This window comes from Nitrosomonas sp. Nm33 (genome assembly GCF_900107265.1).
In the GTDB taxonomy this organism is placed as follows: domain Bacteria; phylum Pseudomonadota; class Gammaproteobacteria; order Burkholderiales; family Nitrosomonadaceae; genus Nitrosomonas.
This window is the reverse complement of record NZ_FNPJ01000007.1, coordinates 54,944-74,913: the sequence shown is the minus strand read 5'-3', so window position 1 is coordinate 74,913 and position 19,970 is coordinate 54,944. Positions and strand designations below refer to the sequence as shown.

The following is a 19,970-nucleotide window of genomic DNA, read 5'->3' as shown; positions in this document are numbered from 1 at the left end:
CGCTGCCAACTGCGGGACAGTTTCATCACCGCGTATCGCTGCCAGCGCTAGTTTTGCTTTGAATTCACTCGAATATTGAGTGCGCTTCTTACTCATCGTCATTAAGCTCCTTTTTAATTTTGTCAGAGCTTAACAATCTGTACAGTTTTTGGGGACCACTTCACTCAATCATCCGACTTATGGTTTTAGACTTTGTAAAGTAATTTACTCTCAAAAAGAACAAAAACAGATTCTCAACAAGCTTCTGGAAGCTGTAACGGTTTCTCTGAAGAGAAATACTGAAGGTATGAATTTTGACAGTGCAACATTTCTTACCAATGCTCATGCTCAGGTTTTTGAGGAAGAAGTAAAAAGATATGCTGCATTTTTTAAACATCCATCATTTTATGAGGAGCAGGAATGGAGGCTTGTATATTTCCCAACTGAAAAGACTTATTCAAATCAAATTAAATTTAGGAGCAGCAGTCTCGGTATTATTCCTTTTGTAGAAATCGGCATGCGAGGTGACAAAGACAACGATCATGAAAGAATACTTCCTATTATTTCAATAAAGATTGGTCCAACAGTAGACTCATCGCTTGCAAGAAAAGCATTGGAAATGGTTGTTAACAATAGATATCCAAATCTTGAAATTTCATATTCTACTATTCCGCTTCGATAGCTGATTGGGGGTGTATCTATAGAATCTATATTTTATTTATTAATCCGTTAGCATTATACGTTAGGTAAAGTTTTAATATAGCCCAGCATACTCTTTTCATTGATCATGAGATCTGCAACTAAGGATAATTGACGAGCACTTGTATCTCTGATGGCTGCACATTCCGAATTTTTATATATGCTATACCATCGTTCATTCATTTCATTTGTAGACGAGAACTAATCTGCAAATATACGCAGTTTCATCAGGATTGATCTTCACCCTCAATTTACTGCTGACTGGATTGAGATTAGCATTGACAATTACTTAGTCTCTGCGAATTCACCATCCATGAGAATTTGCAATACAGAGCGTGAATGGCGGCGGCCATGGCGCGATACTGGAAATTGTTTACGCAGGTCAGTCAGCACCGTAATATGCTGGAAATTAGGAAAATCGATTTGAGAATAATGAGTTTCCACTGTTCCCAACGGCCCTGTTTGTGCTTTATTCTTATTTTAGTAAATTATCTTATCTGCTTTTTCTAACCAACCTGAAAAGACTTTCAATGATTCTGGTCGTAGTATTTGCTCCATTGGAATCTTACGATGTGGCAAATCAGACATCATTTCTTCATAAATAAATTGATCGTCGAATCCGATTTGGGCTGCATCCTTTCGGGTACAGGCATAATATACTTTTTCTGGGTGAGCCCAATAGATAGCACCCAGACACATCGGACAAGGTTCGCAGGAAGTATAGATTTGGCACCCATCAAGCTGAAAAGTACCTAAATGCTGGCATGCATCTCTTATTGCGATGATTTCAGCATGAGCAGTAGGATCATTCATCAAGATTACTTTATTGCTACCTCTTCCAATAATTGAGTTATTTTTGACAATTACACAACCAAACGGCCCGCCCTCATTATGGATCATTCCATAAGCTGAGAGACTAATGGCTTCCAGCATAAATTGTATTTGTTGTGCTTCCTTCATGAGTTGTTTATCGTTTCTTTCTCTTAGCGCATCGCAAAGATCAATTCAGCTATACTACAGAGCATTGTCTTACCAATAGCGCACATTCCCTGTATCAAGATGGATAAAGTTGGAGTTGGGATAATATCCAACGCCACCTACTTTTAACGATAAAGCCGCTTTTCTCAAATCAGCGAGGGAAAATTCAGGTAATCGAATGTCGATTGCCCTACCTTGCATATGCAGACTCTGCTTTGCTACGCCATGATTTTGCAAGGCAAGCATTTTGTTGGTTTCGGGTGAGCGATAGCCAGAAATAACTTGGAATTCTTTCCTTGCACCCATTCGACTATACAGAAATTGTAATATGTCGAGTAATCGAAGATCAATTATATGCGTTTTCCCGGTACGATGATCGCGCAGTATTTTTTCAATATCTCTTAGTGAGCTGGAAATATAACGGCCTTTTTCCCAGTAAACAGATTTTACTCTTTCGCCTGTATGCAAATTAAGCAACGCCAATTGTTTAACTGTTGTTTTTGGCTTACTGGCATAGGCTGCTGCTGGTAACGCTAGCAACGTGCAGGCGCTTAACCCTGTTTTAATAAAAAAGCGCCGACTAACATCCAGTTCTGTTAGTTGATTATTATCATTATTAGCTCCCTGTAAAAACACTGCGAGTCCTCCCGTAAGATATCAAGGTTTTATTTAGAAAAGATATTATTGCTTACCAGCGAACATGCTCTAGAATTCGCTTATCACGCCCATAAGTATCTGATGCGAAATAAATATTGTTTGAATTGTCAACCCATGTCGTGAGATAGATTAAATAGATGGGTAAGCGTTTGGGTAAATTAACTGTAATTGTTTTACCGCTTTTTATTTTGTCAACGATATCAGTCACTGCATTGGGTTGATTCAAAACAAACCCAGCTAATTGCAATGGCTTTTCTAAGCGGATACAGCCCGAACTAAACATTCGAACATCTTTCTGAAACAATTGTTTAGAAGGGGTATCATGTAGGTATATGTTGAAAGGGTTCGGAAACATAAATTTTATAGTGCCTAACGCATTTTTCTCTCCTGGATCTTGCCTTAACACATAAGGAAAATTTTTGCCTGCTGCATGCCAGTTAATCAAATCTGGATTAACTGCTTCGGAATGACCATCATGGTTTACATAAACTCTTATTCTTTGTGAAGTAAAAAAATTAGGATTATTTTGTTGTTTAGGTAGTAAATCTTTACGCGCAATACTGTTTGGAACATTCCAGTATGGATTCAGGATAAGGTGAGAAATGAGGCTATTAAAACTGGGCGTTGAACGATAATCGCGTCCTACGATAATACGCATATCTAAAACATGCTTCTCATCCTCAATAGCAACCAGACGAAATCCAGCAACATTGACCAATAAGTAACGATCACCTAATTCTCTTGGCAGCCATCGCAAACGTTCCATATTGATACGTAATTGTCTGATTTTCTGCTCAGGTGTTTTATTTAGTGCTGCCCGTGTATTAGGTCCGATAACCCCATCAGCATTCAGTCCATGCTGCTCTTGAAATACTTTGACCGCCTTTACCAATTCCTCATCATATTTTTCGCTTTTACTCGGAGCGATATCATAGTCAGGATTGCCGAGCATGGCAAAAGCTTGCGCAATTCGGGAGCGAAGTAGTGGAATAATCGAGTGATTCATATTGGGTCGAATCAGGGGTGCTTCCGGAATAATGGTCCAATTGATGCCGCGTGCTACCAGCTCACGATATTTGGCTAAAGCCTGTTTCATCAGCTGATAGCCCTTGGATTTAGGAGGTAAATCTTCTAGAGATGATTTTAAATTTCCAGAAGCAATAGCGTTTTGCAAGTAAGCTGCTGGATCGAATATCTGCTGTTGAATATGCCAATCAGGGTCAACTTCTGAGGCTATCAGACGACCCTTGCGTAAATCTCTAGCGAGCATCAAGATTGCTTGAGTAGTGCGTAACTCGATCTCAAGTAGAATAGAGTCCTCGTTACTTTGTTTACGTAAGTGTAATAATTGTTCAAGCTTATAATCTTTGCTATCCAGGCCTTCCTGTTCGGCAGTTGCAATGAATGCTATTGCTATATCAAATCCGGGTGATAGATTGTCAGCCTGTACCCAAGCGGGATGATAATCGCGCATTGCATAAAAGTGTTTTAAAATAGCCACATCAATTTTGCTCGATGCAGTAGGAAGCTTATCAAGCTGATTGCGCAATGCTTGAGCATTAATTGAAGTGACATCCTTAGCAGTTGCGGGAAGTAAGCAAAATATTCCAATAATAAAAAAGACTGCTTGAAGTGCTCGAATTTTAGTAATCGGGGTATTTTTAATGTAGAAATAGAAAAACCTCGTACCACCTTCTAATAGACTACTCATGCAATATCGATAAAACTTAAACCAATTTATAGTAACTTGGCTTTGTACCATATATCGGCCAAAATTACTAAGAGAGAACTGATATATTTTGAGCTTATTTAGAAGATTTATAAAAATGGAGGTGTAAATCACTATCATTACCAACAATAGATTAAAGCGTCATAACTTGATCATTGACCCTAATGATGCTGTCACGTAAAGTTAAACATATTAAGTATAAGATAAATAAACTGATATAGATAAAAGAAAGGGTATTCAGAAAATCATGGATATTAAAAAATGGACTGATGAAGAGCTTTCTTCAACACGCGATAAGCTCGATGTATGGTGCCTCAAGCATGCCACCTCAAGCTGGGGGAATCGCATGGGGCTATTGACTGCAGTGCTTGGAGCCATAGCAATTTCAACCGGTGTGGTATTTATTTTCTTTGATGGTATTACTGCGATGAGTATTATCTTGATCATACTGGGCGTAGTCACCTGCTACAGCTGGTACAAGAGTGAGAAGCAGCGCAAAACCAATATGGATTTCCTTGAGGAACTTAAGGTGGAAATCGCGCGTAGGGCTAAACGTAAAGAAGAGAAGTCAACAAGTTAAGCTTGTTTACTCCAGATTTTTTGCATGATGTTAGCGGTAATTTTTGAAATTACTTAAGCAGAGAGTTGCTGAGAAAAAAGTATCTGTTAATTCTGTTTTAACGGTTTGCAAAGAAAAAATTGTTTACTTTAATGTAGTTATTCAGTCTGTCTGAAGGCAGGGTGGTTAAGTAAGAATGCACGTCTATTTTATGAGGGGGATCAACGGCTCTGTTGTACGGTTATCTACTTAATCAATGGGCAAATTGTTCCTTTTCCAAAGCATCCCTGATCTCTGCCAATTCTTTGCGATGAGCTTCAGTAGTAATGGGATAGCTAATCTGGAGCATTTTCATTGTATTCCTGATAATTTTGGATACGAGCAATTGGGCATTGCGTTTGTCGTCTGCTGGTATGATATACCAGGGTGAATGCTCGCTACTGGTAGCGCCCAGGCATTCAGCATAGGCTATTTGAAAAGAATCCCAGTGTTGACGGGCTTCCATATCAGCACGGCTGATTTTCCAGTTCTTTTTTGGCTCGTCAATGCGTGCAAGCAAGCGTTGTCGTTGTTCTTCTTTTGATAAATGAAGAAAAAATTTGACAATGCGAATCCCATTGCGATGTAAGTAGCTTTCTAGGTTGATAATATCCTGGAAACGTTCCTGCCAGATTTTTGCTGGGTCGAGAAACTCCATGGGTAAATGTTGCTGCGCCAGTAACCCTGGCATGACGCGAACTGCGGTTACTTCTTCGTAATAAGACCGATCGAAAATACCGATACGCCCTCTTTCAGGGAGGCGATTGTTGCTTCGCCATAGAAAATCATGATCAAGATCCTCAGCAGTGGGTTGCTGAAAACTGAATACCTGACATCCTTGTGGATTGATACCAGTCATCACATGTTTGATGATGCTTCCTTTGCCTGCTGAATCCATGCCCTGAAAAATGAGTAACATCGCATAGCGATTGTGCGCATAAAGCATATCCTGGAGAGTGCCCAGTTCTTCATGTAATTTATTTAAAAGTTCCTGGTGGTGTTTTTTGGATGAATAGAGTGGCTTAATTCTGGTTGGCCGCTCGGATAAATTTACCTGTGTGTCGGGATTAATCTTGAAGTTGGCAAGTTCTAAATTAAGCTCCATGTTAATTCCTTATAACAAATCCATCATTCTGAGGCTGCTTCTGGAGGTTATTTCATCAATCGAATTGAGGCAATCAGATATTGCATCTGATTATTAAGATTACATGCCATTCAATCAATAAAATATAGATATTCCCACTTTGCTGGATCGATCTAATCCAGAAATATTCTTTAGATTGTTTCGCGCATATGCCGGCTATTAATTTTCATGGCGATCGAACCGATAGTGATAAAAGCTGCACCACGTATGATCAGAACTAATGGTTAACCAAGCGTATTGCGGAAATGTCCATAAGTAAAATAGCTGATATAGGCGAGCATGGACAATGTCCCGATCAGCAGTAATGTTCGGTTCCGTGCAGCTGTACTGATTGCTAAAAAAGCAGAAATAAAAAGACAGAAATAAACCGTTTAACAGCTCCTGCTTCATTCATTTCTATTATTGCTAGCTTCTCTATAGTATATTGACTTATACCCTGTAGGGGTATACGATAAGCTCATTTCTGCAATAAAAAGTAAGGAGGGGCAAGGTGAGTACGCTTACACATAAACACATTGAGCTGCCGATAGAAGGGATGACTTGTGCGGCTTGTGCGGCGCGAATTGAAAAGAATCTCAACAAATTACCGGGTGTGCATGCGGCAGTAAATTTTGCCAGCGAGAAAGCGATAATAGAGTTTGATGATGCCGCAACGCATGCTGAAGATCTGATTCACTCGATTGAGAAAGCTGGCTTTCATGTTATTCCTCCGACAATACAACTGCGGATCAGCGGCATGACGTGCGCGGCATGCAGTGGGCGCATTGAACAAGCGTTGAATAAAATTCCTGGTGTTACAGCCACCGTTAATCTAGCGACAGAAGTTGCTCATGTCAGCTTCAATCCGGCTGCGGCAACGGTGGATGATTTGATTGCGGCTGTTGTCAAGGCAGGCTATGGTGCGAGTGAGATCAGTGAAGCAAGTCGCAATGAAGAGAAAGTCAGGCGACTGGCAGCTTATCAGGGGGAGCTTCGTACCTTCTGGTTATCCGCTGCACTTACCTTACCATTTATGCTGCAAATGGGTGTTATGTTGACGGGAGACCATGCTGATCTGCTGCCACGCTGGCTGCAGTGGTTATTGGCAACACCTGTGCAGTTCTGGGTGGGGAGACGTTTCTACGTTGGCGCCTGGCATGCCTTACGGGGCGGTGGAGCCAATATGGATGTGTTGATCGCATTGGGCACCAGCATGGCTTATTTCTTCAGTGTAGCCGTTACCCTTTCCGCACTGGATCAGCACGTTTATTTCGAGGCAAGTGTCGCCATCATTACGCTGGTATTGTTAGGTAAGTTGATGGAGGCTCGCGCAAAAAGCAGAACTTCTGCTGCCATTGAAGAATTGATTAAGCTGCAACCCAAAATCGCCCGGGTTGAGCGTGAGGGTGAAATTATCGAAGTCGATGTCGATACCCTTAAAGTAGGCGATGTTTTTATTGTGCGGCCCGGCGAGAATTTGCCTGTAGATGGGGTTGTGATCGAAGGTACATCCAGTGTGAACGAAGCGATGCTGACAGGAGAGAGTCTGCCGGTAACTAAACAGGTCGGTGCCAAAGTATTTGCAGCCACTCAAAATCAACAAGGGCTACTGAAGTGCCGTGCCACTAGCGTGGGGGCGCATACGCAGCTTGCCGCCATTATTCGCCTGGTAGAGGAAGCACAGGGTTCCAAGGCGCCGATCCAGCGTATGGCTGACACCATTTCAGGAATATTTGTGCCGGTAGTCGTGGTCATCAGTATCCTGACCCTGGTATTAACGTGGTGGTTGATGGGGAATTTCGTATTGTCGCTGATCAATGCGGTTGCAGTGCTGGTCATTGCATGTCCATGCGCACTGGGATTAGCGACGCCCACAGCCATTATGGTGGGTACTGGGCGCGGTGCTCAAGTGGGTGTGCTCGTGAAAAATGCTGCCGCGCTTGAGCATGCTGAAAAAATTCAGGTTTTGATTGTAGACAAGACAGGCACCCTCACGGAAGGGAGGCCTGTTGTTACTGATGTCGTTCCGGCAGGCCCAGTCACAGAACAAGCATTATTACAGATAGCTGCTACCCTGGAACAAGGGTCAGAGCATCCACTCGCAAAAGCCGTGCTCGAGTACACAGCTAGCATGGCTATCCAGCCTCAGGCGATGAGTAATTTTACAGCGGTAACTGGAAGTGGCGTTATGGCTCGTATCAGTGACGCTGAATATTTACTGGGCTCGCCAAAATTTCTACAAGCGTATGGCGCAACCCTTGACCAATCTCGCTTGGCAGCACTTCAGGCTGAAGGCAAGACTGTGATTGGAGTAACTGTGCATTCAGACGGGGTGTGGCAGGTACTCGGTTATCTCGCCATCGCTGACCGGTTACGGCGTACTTCCGCGCAGGCCGTCCAGCGATTGCAGGCAATGGGCATTCAAGTCGTCATGTTGACTGGCGATAATGTGGCTACCGCAGCTGCCATTGCTAAACAAGCAGGTATTAACCACTATCGCGCCGAAGTCTTGCCCCAAGACAAAGCAACCGAAGTGACCAAATTAATAGCAAGTGGACAATTCACCGCTATGGTAGGGGATGGCATTAACGATGCTCCTGCGCTGGCTGCAGCTGACGTAAGTTTTGCCGTTGGCGCGGGATCTGATGTGGCGATCGAAGCAGCGGACATTACGCTGATGAATAATGATTTGATGAGCGTGGCCGATGCGATTTCACTTTCCCGTGCGACTTTGGGCAAAATTCGCCAAAACCTGTTCTTTGCCTTTATCTACAATGTGCTCGGTATTCCATTGGCTGCCATTGGCATGCTTAGCCCGATTATCGCGGGAGCCGCCATGGCCATGAGTTCGGTGTCGGTCGTCAGTAACTCACTGCTGCTTAAGCGATGGCAGCCAGGTACCTAAATTAACTAATATAAAGAGGAGTCATTAGATGCAAACAACCATCATCAATATCAAAGGCATGACCTGTATGGGCTGTGTTAGAAGTATTAAAAATGTGCTGGAAAAGATTCCGGGAGTGAGTGGCGCGGAAGTCTCACTGGAGGATGCTCAGGTTACCATCGAGTACGACGCGGCTATCACCGGTATCGATCAGTTTAAACAGGCAATCGAGGAAGCAGGTTTTGAAACCATTATCTAATAACAAAAAAGAGTTATGCCACGTGCCCGATCACGTGATACAACCCAATAAGGAGGCGTTAATAAAACGCCTTAACCGCATTGAAGGTCAGGTACGCGGTGTAGCCAAAATGATTACGGAGGATCGCTATTGTGTCGATATCCTGAATCAGGTTTCAGCCCTGCAGTCTGCCCTGGATGCGGTGGCCATGCAATTACTTGAAAACCATACGCATGATTGTATGCAGTCGGCCATTCAGTCTGGTAACGGTGATGCTGCTATTGATGAATTTATGGCTGTGGTGCGGAAGTTTGCACGATAAGAAGATTGTGAATTTTGTTATTTGTTGGGAATTTGTGCTGTCGGGCGCCCAAAGTAATATCCCTGTGCGAAGTCGATGCCCATGCTTTTGATCATGCTCAATGTGGCAGCATCTTCAACAAATTCTGCTACTGTCATCTTTCCGAGTCCGTGTGCCACTTCTACCATAGCTTTAACGATAATCTGATTATCCCGATTCTTAGGGAGATCGCGAATAAATAAACCATCTATTTTTATTATTTCTACATCCAGATATTTCAGATAGCCAAAAGTGGCAAAACCGCTACCAAAATCATCCAGACAAACTTGGCAACCAGATTGTCGAATTGCTTCAATAAAGCGTTGGGCATCCTGGATGTCTGACACCGCCACAGTCTCGGTCAGCTCTATAATAAGGCGCCTGGGATCCACATTAAATTTGGTCAGCAGATTTTGGATATAGTTTGAGATAGCCGGATCATCAAATGTGCGGCCTGAAATATTAATCGCTACCGGTGGCATAGTTGGATTCTGACTAAGTAACTCGATACTGCGTTTTATTACCCATTGGTCTATGTGAACGATTTGTCCGTTTTTCTCTGCGACTGGTATGAATTGACCCGGCATGATCAAATTATCGGATTCATTTGAGTTCCGCATCCTGATGAGTGATTCTAAATGCGTCAGGGTATTCCGAGTGGTTTCATATACACCTTGGAAATGAATTTCGAACAGCTCTTGATCAAGAGCTTGTTTTATCCGGTTGTGCCAAGTTATTCGGTTTAACGTGACTTCAGAAGTGTCATGTATAGGATCGTAGATGGTCCAGGTATTTTTACCTTGATTCTTGGCTTGATACATGGCGGCATCGGCGTGAGCGATCAGATTCTCAGCTGTTTCTCCATGTTCTGGGAAGATAGCTACACCTACGCTGCTGGTGAGACGAATATTGGTATTGTGAAAACGCAAGGGAATAGATGAGATCGCTGTTACGATACGGACAGGCAGTGCGCTGATATCATCTTTTGGTTGAATAAGACTTAGAATAGCAAATTCATCGCCTCCTAATCGTGCGAATATTTCAATATGGCGAACAATGCTGGAGATTTCTCTGGCAGCACGAACTAATACCATATCACCTGCCCGATGACCAAAAGTATCATTAATGTATTTGAAATCGTCCAGATCAAAATAGAGCAATGCAAATTTGCTTTGATTGCGTAAGGAAGTTGCGATTAAATTATCTAGCTCTTCCTGAAAACGATGTCGGTTGTATAGGCCTGTCAGCGGATCTCGCTCAGCAAGATAAATGAGTTGTTTGGCTGTTTGCCGCTCCTTGGTAATGTCTTCATAAATCCACAGTCGCCCTATAGATCGACCTTTAACATCGTTTACCGGGTAAGATAGCTGGGTAAGTATTCGTCCATCAGTGAGTTGAAGCTCAGACTGTTCGCTAATTTCATGGGTATCGAGAGCGTCACGTCTAAATTTTGCTGCATGGCTGGATTGTACAAAATACTTAGTAAATCGCTCAAACACAGTTTTGGTCGGTATATTCAATAAGTTTTCATGGGAGCTAATATCCCACATATGAAGAAAAGCTGGATTAAAATACTCGACTTTCTGTTCATCATCCTCAAACAGAATTCCGATATTCATGGCGGAGAGCAAAGCGCGCATACGGCTTTGCTCTCGCTCCGCCAACGTGCGGAGCTCACGTTGGTGCTTTTCAGAAGTACGCAGTTCTTCTATGGCTGATTTTAGATTTTCTTCGGTTTGTCTTTGATTCGTGATATCAAACAGGACGCCTTGAAATAATAATGGTTTTCCAGCTCCATCTTTTAGTAAAATGGCATCATCCCGAACCCAGGCAATATTGCCATCCTTTTTAAAAATACGATATTCCAAATTGTAAGATTCACCCGTCATAAAGCTGGCTGACAAGCTAGCGATGATTTTTTCCCTGTCATCCGGATGAATTTGTTTTATCCGCATTTGTGGATCATCAAGACATTCTTGAACACTAAAGCCGAGCTGTGATTCGATTTGTGGGCTAACGTAGAGAGTATCTGCAGTAGGATTGATGTTAGCGATGTAAGTTACCGCTGGAATTTGCTCGATCAGTGTTCGGTATTTTAACTCAGCATTTAAGCGATCAGTGATGTCACGGGCATACGCCAAGACACCAATTACTTCACCATTGGCATCCCGCATTGGCAGCTTCCAGGTATCAAACCAGCGTAGCTGCCCATCTGCGAGCGTCGCAGGATCCGCAGGGTTATGTACTGTTTTACCGGCAATCGCTTCATCGTCATCCGTGTGAAACCCTCTGATTCCCTGAGCTGGATCACCATAACACAGATGCTCAGACCAGAAATCAGTATCCGGTTTACCTATCATCTCAGCTGGTTTAAGCCCTTGACTGCTGGCAAATGACTGATTTGCCAATACAAAACGATACTGTTTATCTTTGACAAAAATCCAGTCTGGGGTTGCATCAATAACTGTTTGCAGTAATGTCTTCGCTTGCTTGACTACTTCTTCTGCAAATTTACGTTCGCTGATATCTTGAACCGTACCAAGCACTTCAATTGCTCTGCCACTACTATCAGATGTGATCTCAGCTTGCTCTTTAACCCATTTAATTTTTCCATTGGCGTTAATTTGGTGTTCGATATCGTAAGGCGCACCTTGCAAGGCTGCACGCCAGGCACAATCAACCCAATCCCGGTCTTCTGGTACCACACAGGCCAGAAAGTCCTCATAATTGAGGAGAGTACTATCTTTTACTCCAAAAATTTTGAAAGCTTCCTCAGACCAGGTGAGTACATTATTTTTCAGATTTAAATGCCAGCTACCCAGTTTGGCTAGGGATTGTGCACGGCGAAGTGCAGCTTCGCTTTGGCGTAAAGCGAACTCCTTAGCTTTACGCTCACTGATATCAGTATGAGTACCCAACATGCGTAGCGGATATCCTTGGTCGTCCCATTCGACCATCTTGCCCAGAGAAAGTATCCATTTCCAATCACCTTGCTGAGTGAGCTGGCGAAATTCCACCTGATAATCTTTGCGTAAGCCATTGAGGTAATCTTTGTAAATTTGAAAGGCTGACTCGCGATCTTCTGGATGAAGGCGATCGCGCCAATAGTTAATGGTTTCCTCAAAGGTTTTTGGATCATAACCCAGCATACGAGCATATTCAGGGCTGACAGTTGCTACTCCTGTTTGCATATTGAAGTCATAAAGACCCTGGTTAGATGCTGCCAGTGCCATACGCAGGCGCGATTCACTGTCACGCAAGCCTTGCTCTGCTTGGCGCCAGCTAGCCTGAATACCGATCATTATGTGCGAGATGAGCGCAACGGTTGCCACAAAGATACACAAGACTAACTGATCTAGCTGGGGATGGCCTTGAGAAAAAGGGCCGAGATTCTGTGAGGTCCCCCAGATGGCAAGTAAAGTAATTGCTGCAGATACAATAGAAATGCCTATGATATTGAAGCGTAACCCTGCCCAAATCAAGGGGGGGAATACCAAGAAGGCGAGCGATAACTTGAGGTGGCCCAGCGCCAGAGCATCACCGAATACCAGCCAGGTTACGGCAATACAGCTACTTATGACCAGGAAGAATTCCAATCCGAGTCGAGGATGACGAAGGTCAGGATTTGCTTGATTGGCTGCCCAGGCTAGCAGTAGAGGGGAAAAAATCATTACCCCGATTATGTCTCCTAGCCACCATCCTAGCCAAGCGTCAAATACTAAGTCGCTTGATAGCAGGCCATTAAAGTACAGAGAGAGCGTGCCACCGGTCGCGCTCAATAGCATCGAACCAGCAGTAATCAGAATAAAAATAACTACATTTCGACCTCGTCTAAAAATGTTTTGAGATCCTATGATTCTTTTCAGCATCAGCGCCCCGAATGTCGGAGCAAGAGTATTGCCTATAGCGATCTCAAGTGCAGTGGAGAAGATAGGTTCGCCCGTAGTTAAATTAACTAAGAGCGCACCGAGAAAAATGCCAATCCAGCATGAAGGTCCCCATACTAAGATAGCCGCTAGTGATATTCCGGTAGGTGGCCAGAACAAGGTAATGTTAGAACCAATGAAGGGCATGCTTAGTCCCAGCTTTCCGGCTATAAAATAAGCTGCCGTTAGGGCGATAACTCGCATCATGGGAAATTCAAGCGAGTTTAGTAAGTGCAATTTCATGCTGGATTTAATTGCAGTCAGGAAGGAAAGGAGGATAGATATTTATGAGATAGATTGATGCTACTTTCCAGGTAAACGCTAGCCATCCTTTGGTAACATATAGCTGGGCTAATTGCCTTTAGTGGTTATCGGGAACGTGCCATTTTTTTATATTCTCTATTAATATCTGCTTGATGCTTCATTATATTATTTGAGCCTAATTTAATGTCATATAAATTTTAAGTGTAGTCATTGATGTGCTGTAACAAAATATGCAATGCCAGCTAAAATAACGCACTAAATATTTGTTGGTATTTAATATTTACTCAGATAATTAATGTAGATACGCCAATGGCGGTAAAGAAAGGAATATCTCATGTCAAATTTGTATCAAAGGAATTCACAATCAATTGGGCGAACGCCGTTAATTCGTCTTAATCGGATTACTGATGGCGCAGTAGCGACTGTGCTAGCAAAGATTGAGGGGCGTAACCCAGCATATTCAGTCAAATGCCGAATTGGCGCTGCAATGGTCGATGATGCAGAGCGTCGAGGATTGCTCGGTCCTGGTAAGGAGTTAGTAGAACCTACGAGTGGAAATACCGGGATTGCCTTGGCATTTGTCGCTGCTGAACGAGGTATGCCATTGACCTTGACCATGCCGGAAACCATGAGTACCGAACGTCGCAAATTACTTGTTGCCTTTGGTGCCAAGCTGGTTCTGACAGAGGGTCAGCGGGGAATGGGAGGCGCTATTGCAAAGGCCAATGAAATCGTTGCTTCCGATCCTGATCGCTTTGTGTTGTTACAACAATTTAAGAATCCTGCTAATCCAGCGATACACGAACAAACGACAGGCCCTGAGATCTGGCAAGATACTGATGGTGCGATTGATATTTTTGTTGCGGGAATAGGAACAGGTGGCACGATGACTGGCGTTTCCCGATATATAAAACACATCAAAGGTAAAGCGATTACATCTGTTGCTGTTGAACCGGCTGCCAGCCCCGTTATTACGCAGCAGCGGTCGGGTCAGCCTTTAACACCAGGGCCTCACAAGATTCAAGGAATTGGCGCTGGTTTTGTGCCGGATAACCTTGATCTTTCCCTGGTAGATGAAGTGGAACAGGTCAGTAATGAAGAGGCTGTTTTATATGCGCGCCGTCTTGCGCGGGAAGAAGGGATGCTTTCTGGTATTTCCTGTGGTGCCGCAGTTGCAGCAGCTATTCGGCATGCTAAGCGTCAAGAAAATGCTGGCAAAACGATCGTTGTCATTTTGCCAGACTCTGGTGAACGTTATTTGAGCAGTATACTCTTCGAAGGTATGTTTAATGAACAGGGGTTAAATATAGAGTGACTAACGTCAATAGAATCAGTGATCTCCAGTTAAGAAGTACCTATCTTGAGATTGATCATATCGTTGGAGAATTACGTGCCCTGCGGTTAGCATCGCTGGAAAATCGACAAAAGCATAGAAGGCCTCCCAAACTTCCTTCACGTAAAATTCTGGTTGGTGTTGCAGAGGGCTTGAGTGCGGCGATGTTTCCTAATCGCTTGGGTCCGGCTGATCTTGCAGATGAGGGAGTTGATCATTATGTTGGGCACACTCTGAATACTACTCTACGTACGCTGCTGGTACAAATACAGCATGAATTACATTTTATCTCAGGTTTGGAAAACCCTAGTGACGAAGATCGTGAACGGGCAATAGATATCACGCAAGCATTCGCCAGGCGTTTACCTGCGATTCGCAGTTTACTGGAAAGCGATATTGTTGCCGCTTACGAAGGTGATCCAGCAGCGCGCAGCGTAGATGAAGTATTGGTATGTTATCCGGGCATCTTGGCCATTACTTACTATCGGCTCGCGCATGAGTTGCACCGACTCGGTGTGCCACTGATTGCACGCATGATTTCAGAAATAGCGCACTCACTGACTGGAGTAGAAATACATCCAGGTGCTCAGATTGGTGGCAGCTTTTTTATTGATCATGGCACGGGTGTAGTCATTGGAGAGACTGCCATTATAGGCCGCAATGTGCGGCTGTATCAGGCTGTTACATTAGGTGCAAAACGATTTCAGATAGATGAGTACGGGGCGTTGGTGAAAGGTATACCGCGGCATCCCATTGTCGAGGATGATGTTGTAATTTATGCGGGGGCTACTATCCTGGGGCGTATTACCATCGGACATGGCTCAACAATAGGCGGGAACGTCTGGTTGACACGCAGCGTGCCAGCTGGCAGCCATATTACCCAAGCGCAGATGCGTCATGAAATATTCGAAAGTGGAGCAGGGATATAGGATTATATTGAGGAACAGAGATGGCAAATAGCAAACTTTTTCTGACACTTGAGGACGCCAAAGAAATCGCTGCAGCTGCAGAAGCGGAGGCCAAGCGCAATAATTGGCCAGTAGTGATTGCTATTGTTGATGAAGGAGGTCATTTACTTTACTTGATGCGGTTGGATAATACGCAGTATGGCAGTATTGAAGTTGCCATACAAAAGGCCAGATCAGCCATTGCTTTTCGGAGACCAACTAAAATACTGGAGGAGCAAGTCAATCAAGGGCATGTGCGCTACTTAAGTTTATCTGGAGCAATACCCATTGAAGGCGGGCTGCCTATTGTGCTCGGTAATCAATTTGTGGGCGCGATCGGCGTGAGTGGCGTAAGGTCTCATCAAGATGCACAAATTGCGCAAGCGGGAATCGATACACTTAATCCAGATTCTCTTTAAGCTGTAATTTCGACCAGAAGAAGTAGTATGTAACTAATTGATGTTGGAGGATCATTTTCAATCAGGTTACGATAGGATTTTGGCTGGTATAAGATATTGTTTTATCTATATTATTTGTCAATCAAATGATCTGGAAATGTAAAAAGAAATGGTTTGCAAAGAGTTTTACTATGGAAGCACACCATACTTGTAAAGTACTCATTAGCAAAGGGTGCGAGTATTATGACCTGCAACTATTAGCAGTGATATAACTGAATCAGTAGTACCTAACGATGGCGTGGTGTTGTTCTCATTAAAAAAACCTTTTTATAGAAAGTGTGCTGCAGGTTACTGCAGCTTTCTATATCCCCATTTTCACTTTCTTAACAATCGTACGCTATTCCTCGAAATAATACCCTAAACTTATCCGCGACCACGATGGCTTCAGTAGAAGCATGCTCAATACCACTTTAACTCGGATATTTTGCCGGTACCTGGAAGGCAGACGGTACAATTGGTTTTGCGTAAATTTATTCGGAAGCTTCAACGTTCATTTATCGATCAAATAAGCTAAACTAACTATCCGTCTTTTTGTAAATATTTGTTAAGTATGGATCTACTTACTCAAGGATTGTTGGGTGCCAGTCTTGCTCAGTCAAGTATGCGGCAAAATGAAACGCGTTTAGCTACAGGCGTTGGTTTTTTTGCTGGATTACTTGCAGATGCGGATATTCTGATTCAGTCAGCCAATGATCCTTTATTAACTGTGGAATTTCATCGCCATTTTACGCATTCCATCTTCTTTGTTCCGTTCGGTGGCTTGATTGCGGCGCTTATTCTGTGGCCATTTCTTCGGAAGCGGCTATCTTTTGGACGCCTATACCTGTTCTGCTTTTTGGGTTATAGCTTAAGCGGTGTGCTAGATGCATTGACCAGCTACGGTACCCATTTATTCTGGCCAGTCAGCGAGGAACGGGTTGCGTTTAATATTGTTTCTGTCGTTGATCCCATTTTTACCTTGATACTGCTGATCGCAGTCATTTGCGCTTACAAGAAGAAGGCAGTCATGGCTGCAAAAATTGGCTTAATCATCGCAACTCTTTATCTTGTGCTTGGCTGGGTACAGTTACAACGCGCAGAAGCAACTGCTGTAGCTCTGGTTGCTTCCAGAGGCCATGTCGCTGAGCAGTTGTTGGTTAAACCGACTTTGGCCAATTTGGTATTGTGGCGTTCAATTTATGAAACAGAAGGAAAATTCTATGTCGATGCGATTCGGGTTGGCCTGTTTTCGCAACCTCGCATCTATCCAGGAGAATCCATCAAAAAATTCACGATCGATCAGTTTCTGGATCAACTGCCTAAGGATTCAACTTTAGCAAAGGATATTTCTCGTTTTACCGTTTTTTCTGCTGGTTTTGTTGCTATTCAGCCTGAGTATCCTGATCTTCTGGTTGACGTACGTTACTCAAATTTACCCACGACCATTGCGCCGTTATGGGGGATAGAGATGAATCTACAGGACCCTGATCAACATGCACTGTATCGATTATTCAGGGACACTTCCAAAGAAACACGCCAAAAGTTTCTGGCTTACCTGATAGGCGAATCTATCGATTAATGAGATAGCTTATATCGATTATCTGCGATTATTCCCGCTTATCTTTTGAGATCAATTTGAAGGTACTTTTTCAGGAATGATCGCGCGTAATTCCTGAAACAGGGCGCGGAAGTTTTTAGGAGGTTTTCCTGCAAGTTTCTCTTTGGTAGTATTGCGAACGAGTACTCGCAAACGTTGTAAATCAGCGTCGGGATATTGTTGTCCAAATTCAGTAAAAGCTGCCTCATCCGCTAGAAGACGCTCGCGCCATCGCTCCAGAAGATGTAACCATGCAGTATGGTGTAAGCTTGCATTTTGCCTCGCATTAATTTTCTCCTGAATGGGCGCTACGTCAATTTCTCGCATCAGCTTGCCAATATATTGGAGCTGGCGCCGACGTGCTTCATGCTTGGTGATACGTTTAGCCTCAAAGAGGGCGTCCCTGAGTATTTCTGGTAAATCAAGCTCAGCTATTTGTTGGGGATCAAGCGCAACCAACTGCTCGCCGATATCCTGCAATGCGTGCATGGCACGTTTGCGGCGTGTCTTGCTGAGCGGAGATTCCTCTTCAGAATCATGTTTTAGGTTATTTTGCATGGCTAGCTATGTAATGCAATAACGAGAAGCTGTTATCATATCGCTCTTTGAGTACTAATCTTATTAAATTTACCTTAAAACGATTATATTGACTTCATTGTGAGTTGATTTTCATAAAGTTAATTATATGAATAATGATATCTCGTCATCTCAACATTTTTCTTATCCCTTTGGAGTACTTCAGCAGATTGCACGCGATATTCTGGACCACGCCCAGAAAGGGGGTGCCAGTGCATGTGAAGCCAATGTATCTGATGGTTGTGGTTTGAATGTCACAGTTCGACAAAGTACTGTGGAAACTATTGAGCACACGCGAGACAAGGGATTGTCTGTGACAGTATACATTGGTCAAAATCGTGGTCATGCAAGTACCTCAGATTTCTCCCCAAAAGCCATCGGTGATACGGTAGCGGCTGCACTTTCTATTGCACGACATACCGCCGCAGATGATTGTGCAGGATTGGCTGATGCGAAGTTGCTGGCAACTTCGTTTCCTGATCTCGATTTGTATCATCCGTGGGAGTTGTCAGTCGAACAAGCAATTGAGCTTGCGCAAGGTTGCGAAACAGCGGCATTTGCAATCGATAAGCGCATTACCAACTCGGAAGGAGCAACTGTTTCGATTAATTCTTCTCAGTTCGTATACGCGAATAGTTATGGTTTCATGGGAGGATATCCTCTTTCGCGACACAGTATTAGCTGTGCAGTAATTGCAACAGAGCGTGATGCTATGCAGCGCGATTACTGGTATACCGTGGCGCGTGATGCAGCTGATCTAGAATCCCTCAATGATGTGGGCAAAAAAGCGGGAAAGCGTGCTGTGGCTCGTTTGGGTGCGAAAAAAATTGCTACCTGTGAAGTACCCGTATTATTTGAGGCATCAATTGCCTCGAGTCTGATCGGGCATTTTATTCAAGCTGTTAGCGGAGCCAGCCTTTACCGTAAATCATCATTCTTGCTGGATAGTTTGGGGAAACAAGTATTCTCGCCGGATATTCGAATACGTGAATTGCCTCATATTAAGAAGGGGCTGGCAAGCTGTGCGTTTGATGATGAAGGCGTAGCGACGCATGAACGAAACGTGGTTGAGAACGGGATTGTGCAAGGGTATTTTCTCGGTAGCTATTCGGCACGTAAGCTTGGTTTGTGTACGACCGGTAATGCAGGAGGCAATCATAATCTGATTGTGGAAAATTCCACACCCCTGTCGTTTCCTGATTTGCTAAAAAAAATGAACAAAGGGTTGTTAGTAACAGAATTACTCGGTCAGGGTGTGAATGGAGTAACAGGAGATTATTCACGAGGTGCTACCGGTTTCTGGGTAGAAAATGGTGAGCTATGTTATCCAGTTGAGGAAATTACTATCGCTGGCAATTTAAAAGAAATGCTGCATGGAATAGTGGGGGTGGGGAGCGATAGAATAGTTCATGGCTCCAAGCAATGTGGGTCGCTGCTGATAGAGCGTATGACAGTTGCCGGGCATTAAATCGAATTGCAGAAGATAACTGGAGCTTGTGAAGAAATTTGCTGCATGCTTAGATTGTACCATTAAATATTCAAGTCTCTTTTTGATGCATCCATTTGATTTTACGAATATTTTGTTCGCGTAGGGTAACGCTCTTATCGGTGAGAACTCTTGACATAAATGGTGGAATGGTCTTCTTTATCCTTCTTAATTATTGG

Annotated in this window: 17 protein-coding genes; 10 read left to right on the top strand and 7 right to left on the bottom strand. The window is 43.5% G+C overall.

The features are described from left to right. Positions 1-148 precede the first annotated feature (148 nt). Positions 149-661 carry a DUF2971 domain-containing protein gene (locus BLV54_RS02885; protein ID WP_090567511.1) on the top strand — a complete coding sequence of 171 codons (513 nt, stop codon included), beginning with the start codon at positions 149-151 and terminating at the stop codon, positions 659-661. Positions 662-963: 302 nt separating this feature from the next. Here BLV54_RS02885 and BLV54_RS15925 read toward each other — a convergent pair whose 3' ends face one another. The 4 genes from BLV54_RS15925 to BLV54_RS02870 form a co-directional block, all read right to left on the bottom strand. Further along, positions 964-1,131, bottom strand: a complete 168-nt coding sequence (locus BLV54_RS15925) for a hypothetical protein (protein ID WP_218132299.1) — start codon at positions 1,129-1,131, stop codon at positions 964-966. A 27-nt stretch (positions 1,132-1,158) separates the two neighbouring features. After that, entirely contained in the window at positions 1,159-1,638 is a 480-nt protein-coding gene (locus BLV54_RS02880; RefSeq protein WP_090567508.1) for a nucleoside deaminase, read from the bottom strand. 69 nt (positions 1,639-1,707) lie between these two features. After that, the gene (locus BLV54_RS02875) at positions 1,708-2,292 is read right to left on the bottom strand and encodes a peptidoglycan L,D-endopeptidase MepK (RefSeq protein ID WP_218132298.1); all 585 of its coding nucleotides are present in this window, start codon (positions 2,290-2,292) and stop codon (positions 1,708-1,710) included. 52 nt (positions 2,293-2,344) lie between these two features. Further along, entirely contained in the window at positions 2,345-4,024 is a 1,680-nt protein-coding gene (locus BLV54_RS02870) for a L,D-transpeptidase family protein (RefSeq protein ID WP_176969648.1), read from the bottom strand. A 265-nt stretch (positions 4,025-4,289) separates the two neighbouring features. Between BLV54_RS02870 and BLV54_RS02865 the strand changes: the two genes are divergently transcribed. Continuing rightward, positions 4,290-4,622 (top strand): hypothetical protein, encoded by a 333-nt coding sequence (locus tag BLV54_RS02865; RefSeq protein ID WP_090567502.1) that lies wholly within the window; start codon positions 4,290-4,292, stop codon positions 4,620-4,622. A 232-nt stretch (positions 4,623-4,854) separates the two neighbouring features. On the opposite strand, the gene BLV54_RS02860 is transcribed toward BLV54_RS02865, so the two are convergent. Next, on the bottom strand, positions 4,855-5,745 hold the full coding sequence (locus BLV54_RS02860) for a polyphosphate kinase 2 family protein (protein WP_090567499.1): 891 nt from the start codon (positions 5,743-5,745) through the stop codon (positions 4,855-4,857). Positions 5,746-6,274: 529 nt separating this feature from the next. On the opposite strand from BLV54_RS02860, the gene BLV54_RS02855 reads away from it, so the two are divergent. From BLV54_RS02855 to BLV54_RS02845, 3 genes are read left to right on the top strand one after another with little or no spacing between them, the layout of a single operon-like run. After that, entirely contained in the window at positions 6,275-8,668 is a 2,394-nt protein-coding gene (locus BLV54_RS02855) for a heavy metal translocating P-type ATPase (RefSeq protein ID WP_090567495.1), read from the top strand. 28 nt (positions 8,669-8,696) lie between these two features. Further along, the gene (locus tag BLV54_RS02850) at positions 8,697-8,906 is read left to right on the top strand and encodes a heavy-metal-associated domain-containing protein (RefSeq protein WP_090567492.1); all 210 of its coding nucleotides are present in this window, start codon (positions 8,697-8,699) and stop codon (positions 8,904-8,906) included. Then, on the top strand, positions 8,890-9,207 hold the full coding sequence (locus BLV54_RS02845) for a metal-sensitive transcriptional regulator (protein WP_256329056.1): 318 nt from the start codon (positions 8,890-8,892) through the stop codon (positions 9,205-9,207). Before BLV54_RS02850 ends, BLV54_RS02845 begins: the two co-directional genes overlap by 17 nt. 17 nt (positions 9,208-9,224) lie before the next feature. On the opposite strand, the gene BLV54_RS02840 is transcribed toward BLV54_RS02845, so the two are convergent. Continuing rightward, positions 9,225-13,358, bottom strand: coding sequence for an EAL domain-containing protein (locus BLV54_RS02840; protein WP_090567520.1), 4,134 nt, complete (start codon positions 13,356-13,358; stop codon positions 9,225-9,227). Positions 13,359-13,749: 391 nt separating this feature from the next. Between BLV54_RS02840 and cysK the strand changes: the two genes are divergently transcribed. The 4 genes from cysK (at position 13,750) to BLV54_RS02820 (ending at position 17,711) form a co-directional block, all read left to right on the top strand. After that, the gene (cysK, locus tag BLV54_RS02835) at positions 13,750-14,730 is read left to right on the top strand and encodes a cysteine synthase A (protein WP_090567486.1); all 981 of its coding nucleotides are present in this window, start codon (positions 13,750-13,752) and stop codon (positions 14,728-14,730) included. Then, positions 14,727-15,677: a serine O-acetyltransferase EpsC gene (epsC, locus tag BLV54_RS02830; RefSeq protein WP_090567483.1), complete on the top strand. Its 951-nt coding sequence runs from the start codon at positions 14,727-14,729 to the stop codon at positions 15,675-15,677. The genes cysK and epsC overlap by 4 nt, the downstream gene beginning before the upstream one ends. A gap of 20 nt (positions 15,678-15,697) precedes the next feature. Next, positions 15,698-16,114, top strand: coding sequence for a GlcG/HbpS family heme-binding protein (locus tag BLV54_RS02825; RefSeq protein ID WP_090567480.1), 417 nt, complete (start codon positions 15,698-15,700; stop codon positions 16,112-16,114). A 589-nt stretch (positions 16,115-16,703) separates the two neighbouring features. Further along, complete coding sequence (locus BLV54_RS02820) at positions 16,704-17,711, top strand: metal-dependent hydrolase (protein ID WP_090567477.1); 1,008 nt, start codon at positions 16,704-16,706, stop codon at positions 17,709-17,711. A 51-nt stretch (positions 17,712-17,762) separates the two neighbouring features. On the opposite strand, the gene yjgA is transcribed toward BLV54_RS02820, so the two are convergent. Then, positions 17,763-18,287: a ribosome biogenesis factor YjgA gene (gene yjgA / locus BLV54_RS02815; protein ID WP_090567474.1), complete on the bottom strand. Its 525-nt coding sequence runs from the start codon at positions 18,285-18,287 to the stop codon at positions 17,763-17,765. A 127-nt stretch (positions 18,288-18,414) separates the two neighbouring features. Between yjgA and pmbA the strand changes: the two genes are divergently transcribed. Beyond that, the gene (gene pmbA, locus BLV54_RS02810) at positions 18,415-19,773 is read left to right on the top strand and encodes a metalloprotease PmbA (protein ID WP_090567472.1); all 1,359 of its coding nucleotides are present in this window, start codon (positions 18,415-18,417) and stop codon (positions 19,771-19,773) included. Positions 19,774-19,970: the final 197 nt, after the last annotated feature.

Coding starts and splice junctions, on each gene's coding strand:
- pmbA (WP_090567472.1), top strand. CDS start 18,415: ATGAATAATGATATCTCGTCATCTCAACATTTTTCTTATCCCTTTGGA.
- BLV54_RS02825 (WP_090567480.1), top strand. CDS start 15,698: ATGGCAAATAGCAAACTTTTTCTGACACTTGAGGACGCCAAAGAAATC.
- yjgA (WP_090567474.1), bottom strand. CDS start 18,287: ATGCAAAATAACCTAAAACATGATTCTGAAGAGGAATCTCCGCTCAGC.
- BLV54_RS02820 (WP_090567477.1), top strand. CDS start 16,704: ATGGATCTACTTACTCAAGGATTGTTGGGTGCCAGTCTTGCTCAGTCA.
- cysK (WP_090567486.1), top strand. CDS start 13,750: ATGTCAAATTTGTATCAAAGGAATTCACAATCAATTGGGCGAACGCCG.
- BLV54_RS02840 (WP_090567520.1), bottom strand. CDS start 13,358: ATGATGCGAGTTATCGCCCTAACGGCAGCTTATTTTATAGCCGGAAAG.
- BLV54_RS02880 (WP_090567508.1), bottom strand. CDS start 1,638: ATGAAGGAAGCACAACAAATACAATTTATGCTGGAAGCCATTAGTCTC.
- BLV54_RS02850 (WP_090567492.1), top strand. CDS start 8,697: ATGCAAACAACCATCATCAATATCAAAGGCATGACCTGTATGGGCTGT.
- BLV54_RS02865 (WP_090567502.1), top strand. CDS start 4,290: ATGGATATTAAAAAATGGACTGATGAAGAGCTTTCTTCAACACGCGAT.
- BLV54_RS02860 (WP_090567499.1), bottom strand. CDS start 5,745: ATGGAGCTTAATTTAGAACTTGCCAACTTCAAGATTAATCCCGACACA.
- BLV54_RS02870 (WP_176969648.1), bottom strand. CDS start 4,024: ATGAGTAGTCTATTAGAAGGTGGTACGAGGTTTTTCTATTTCTACATT.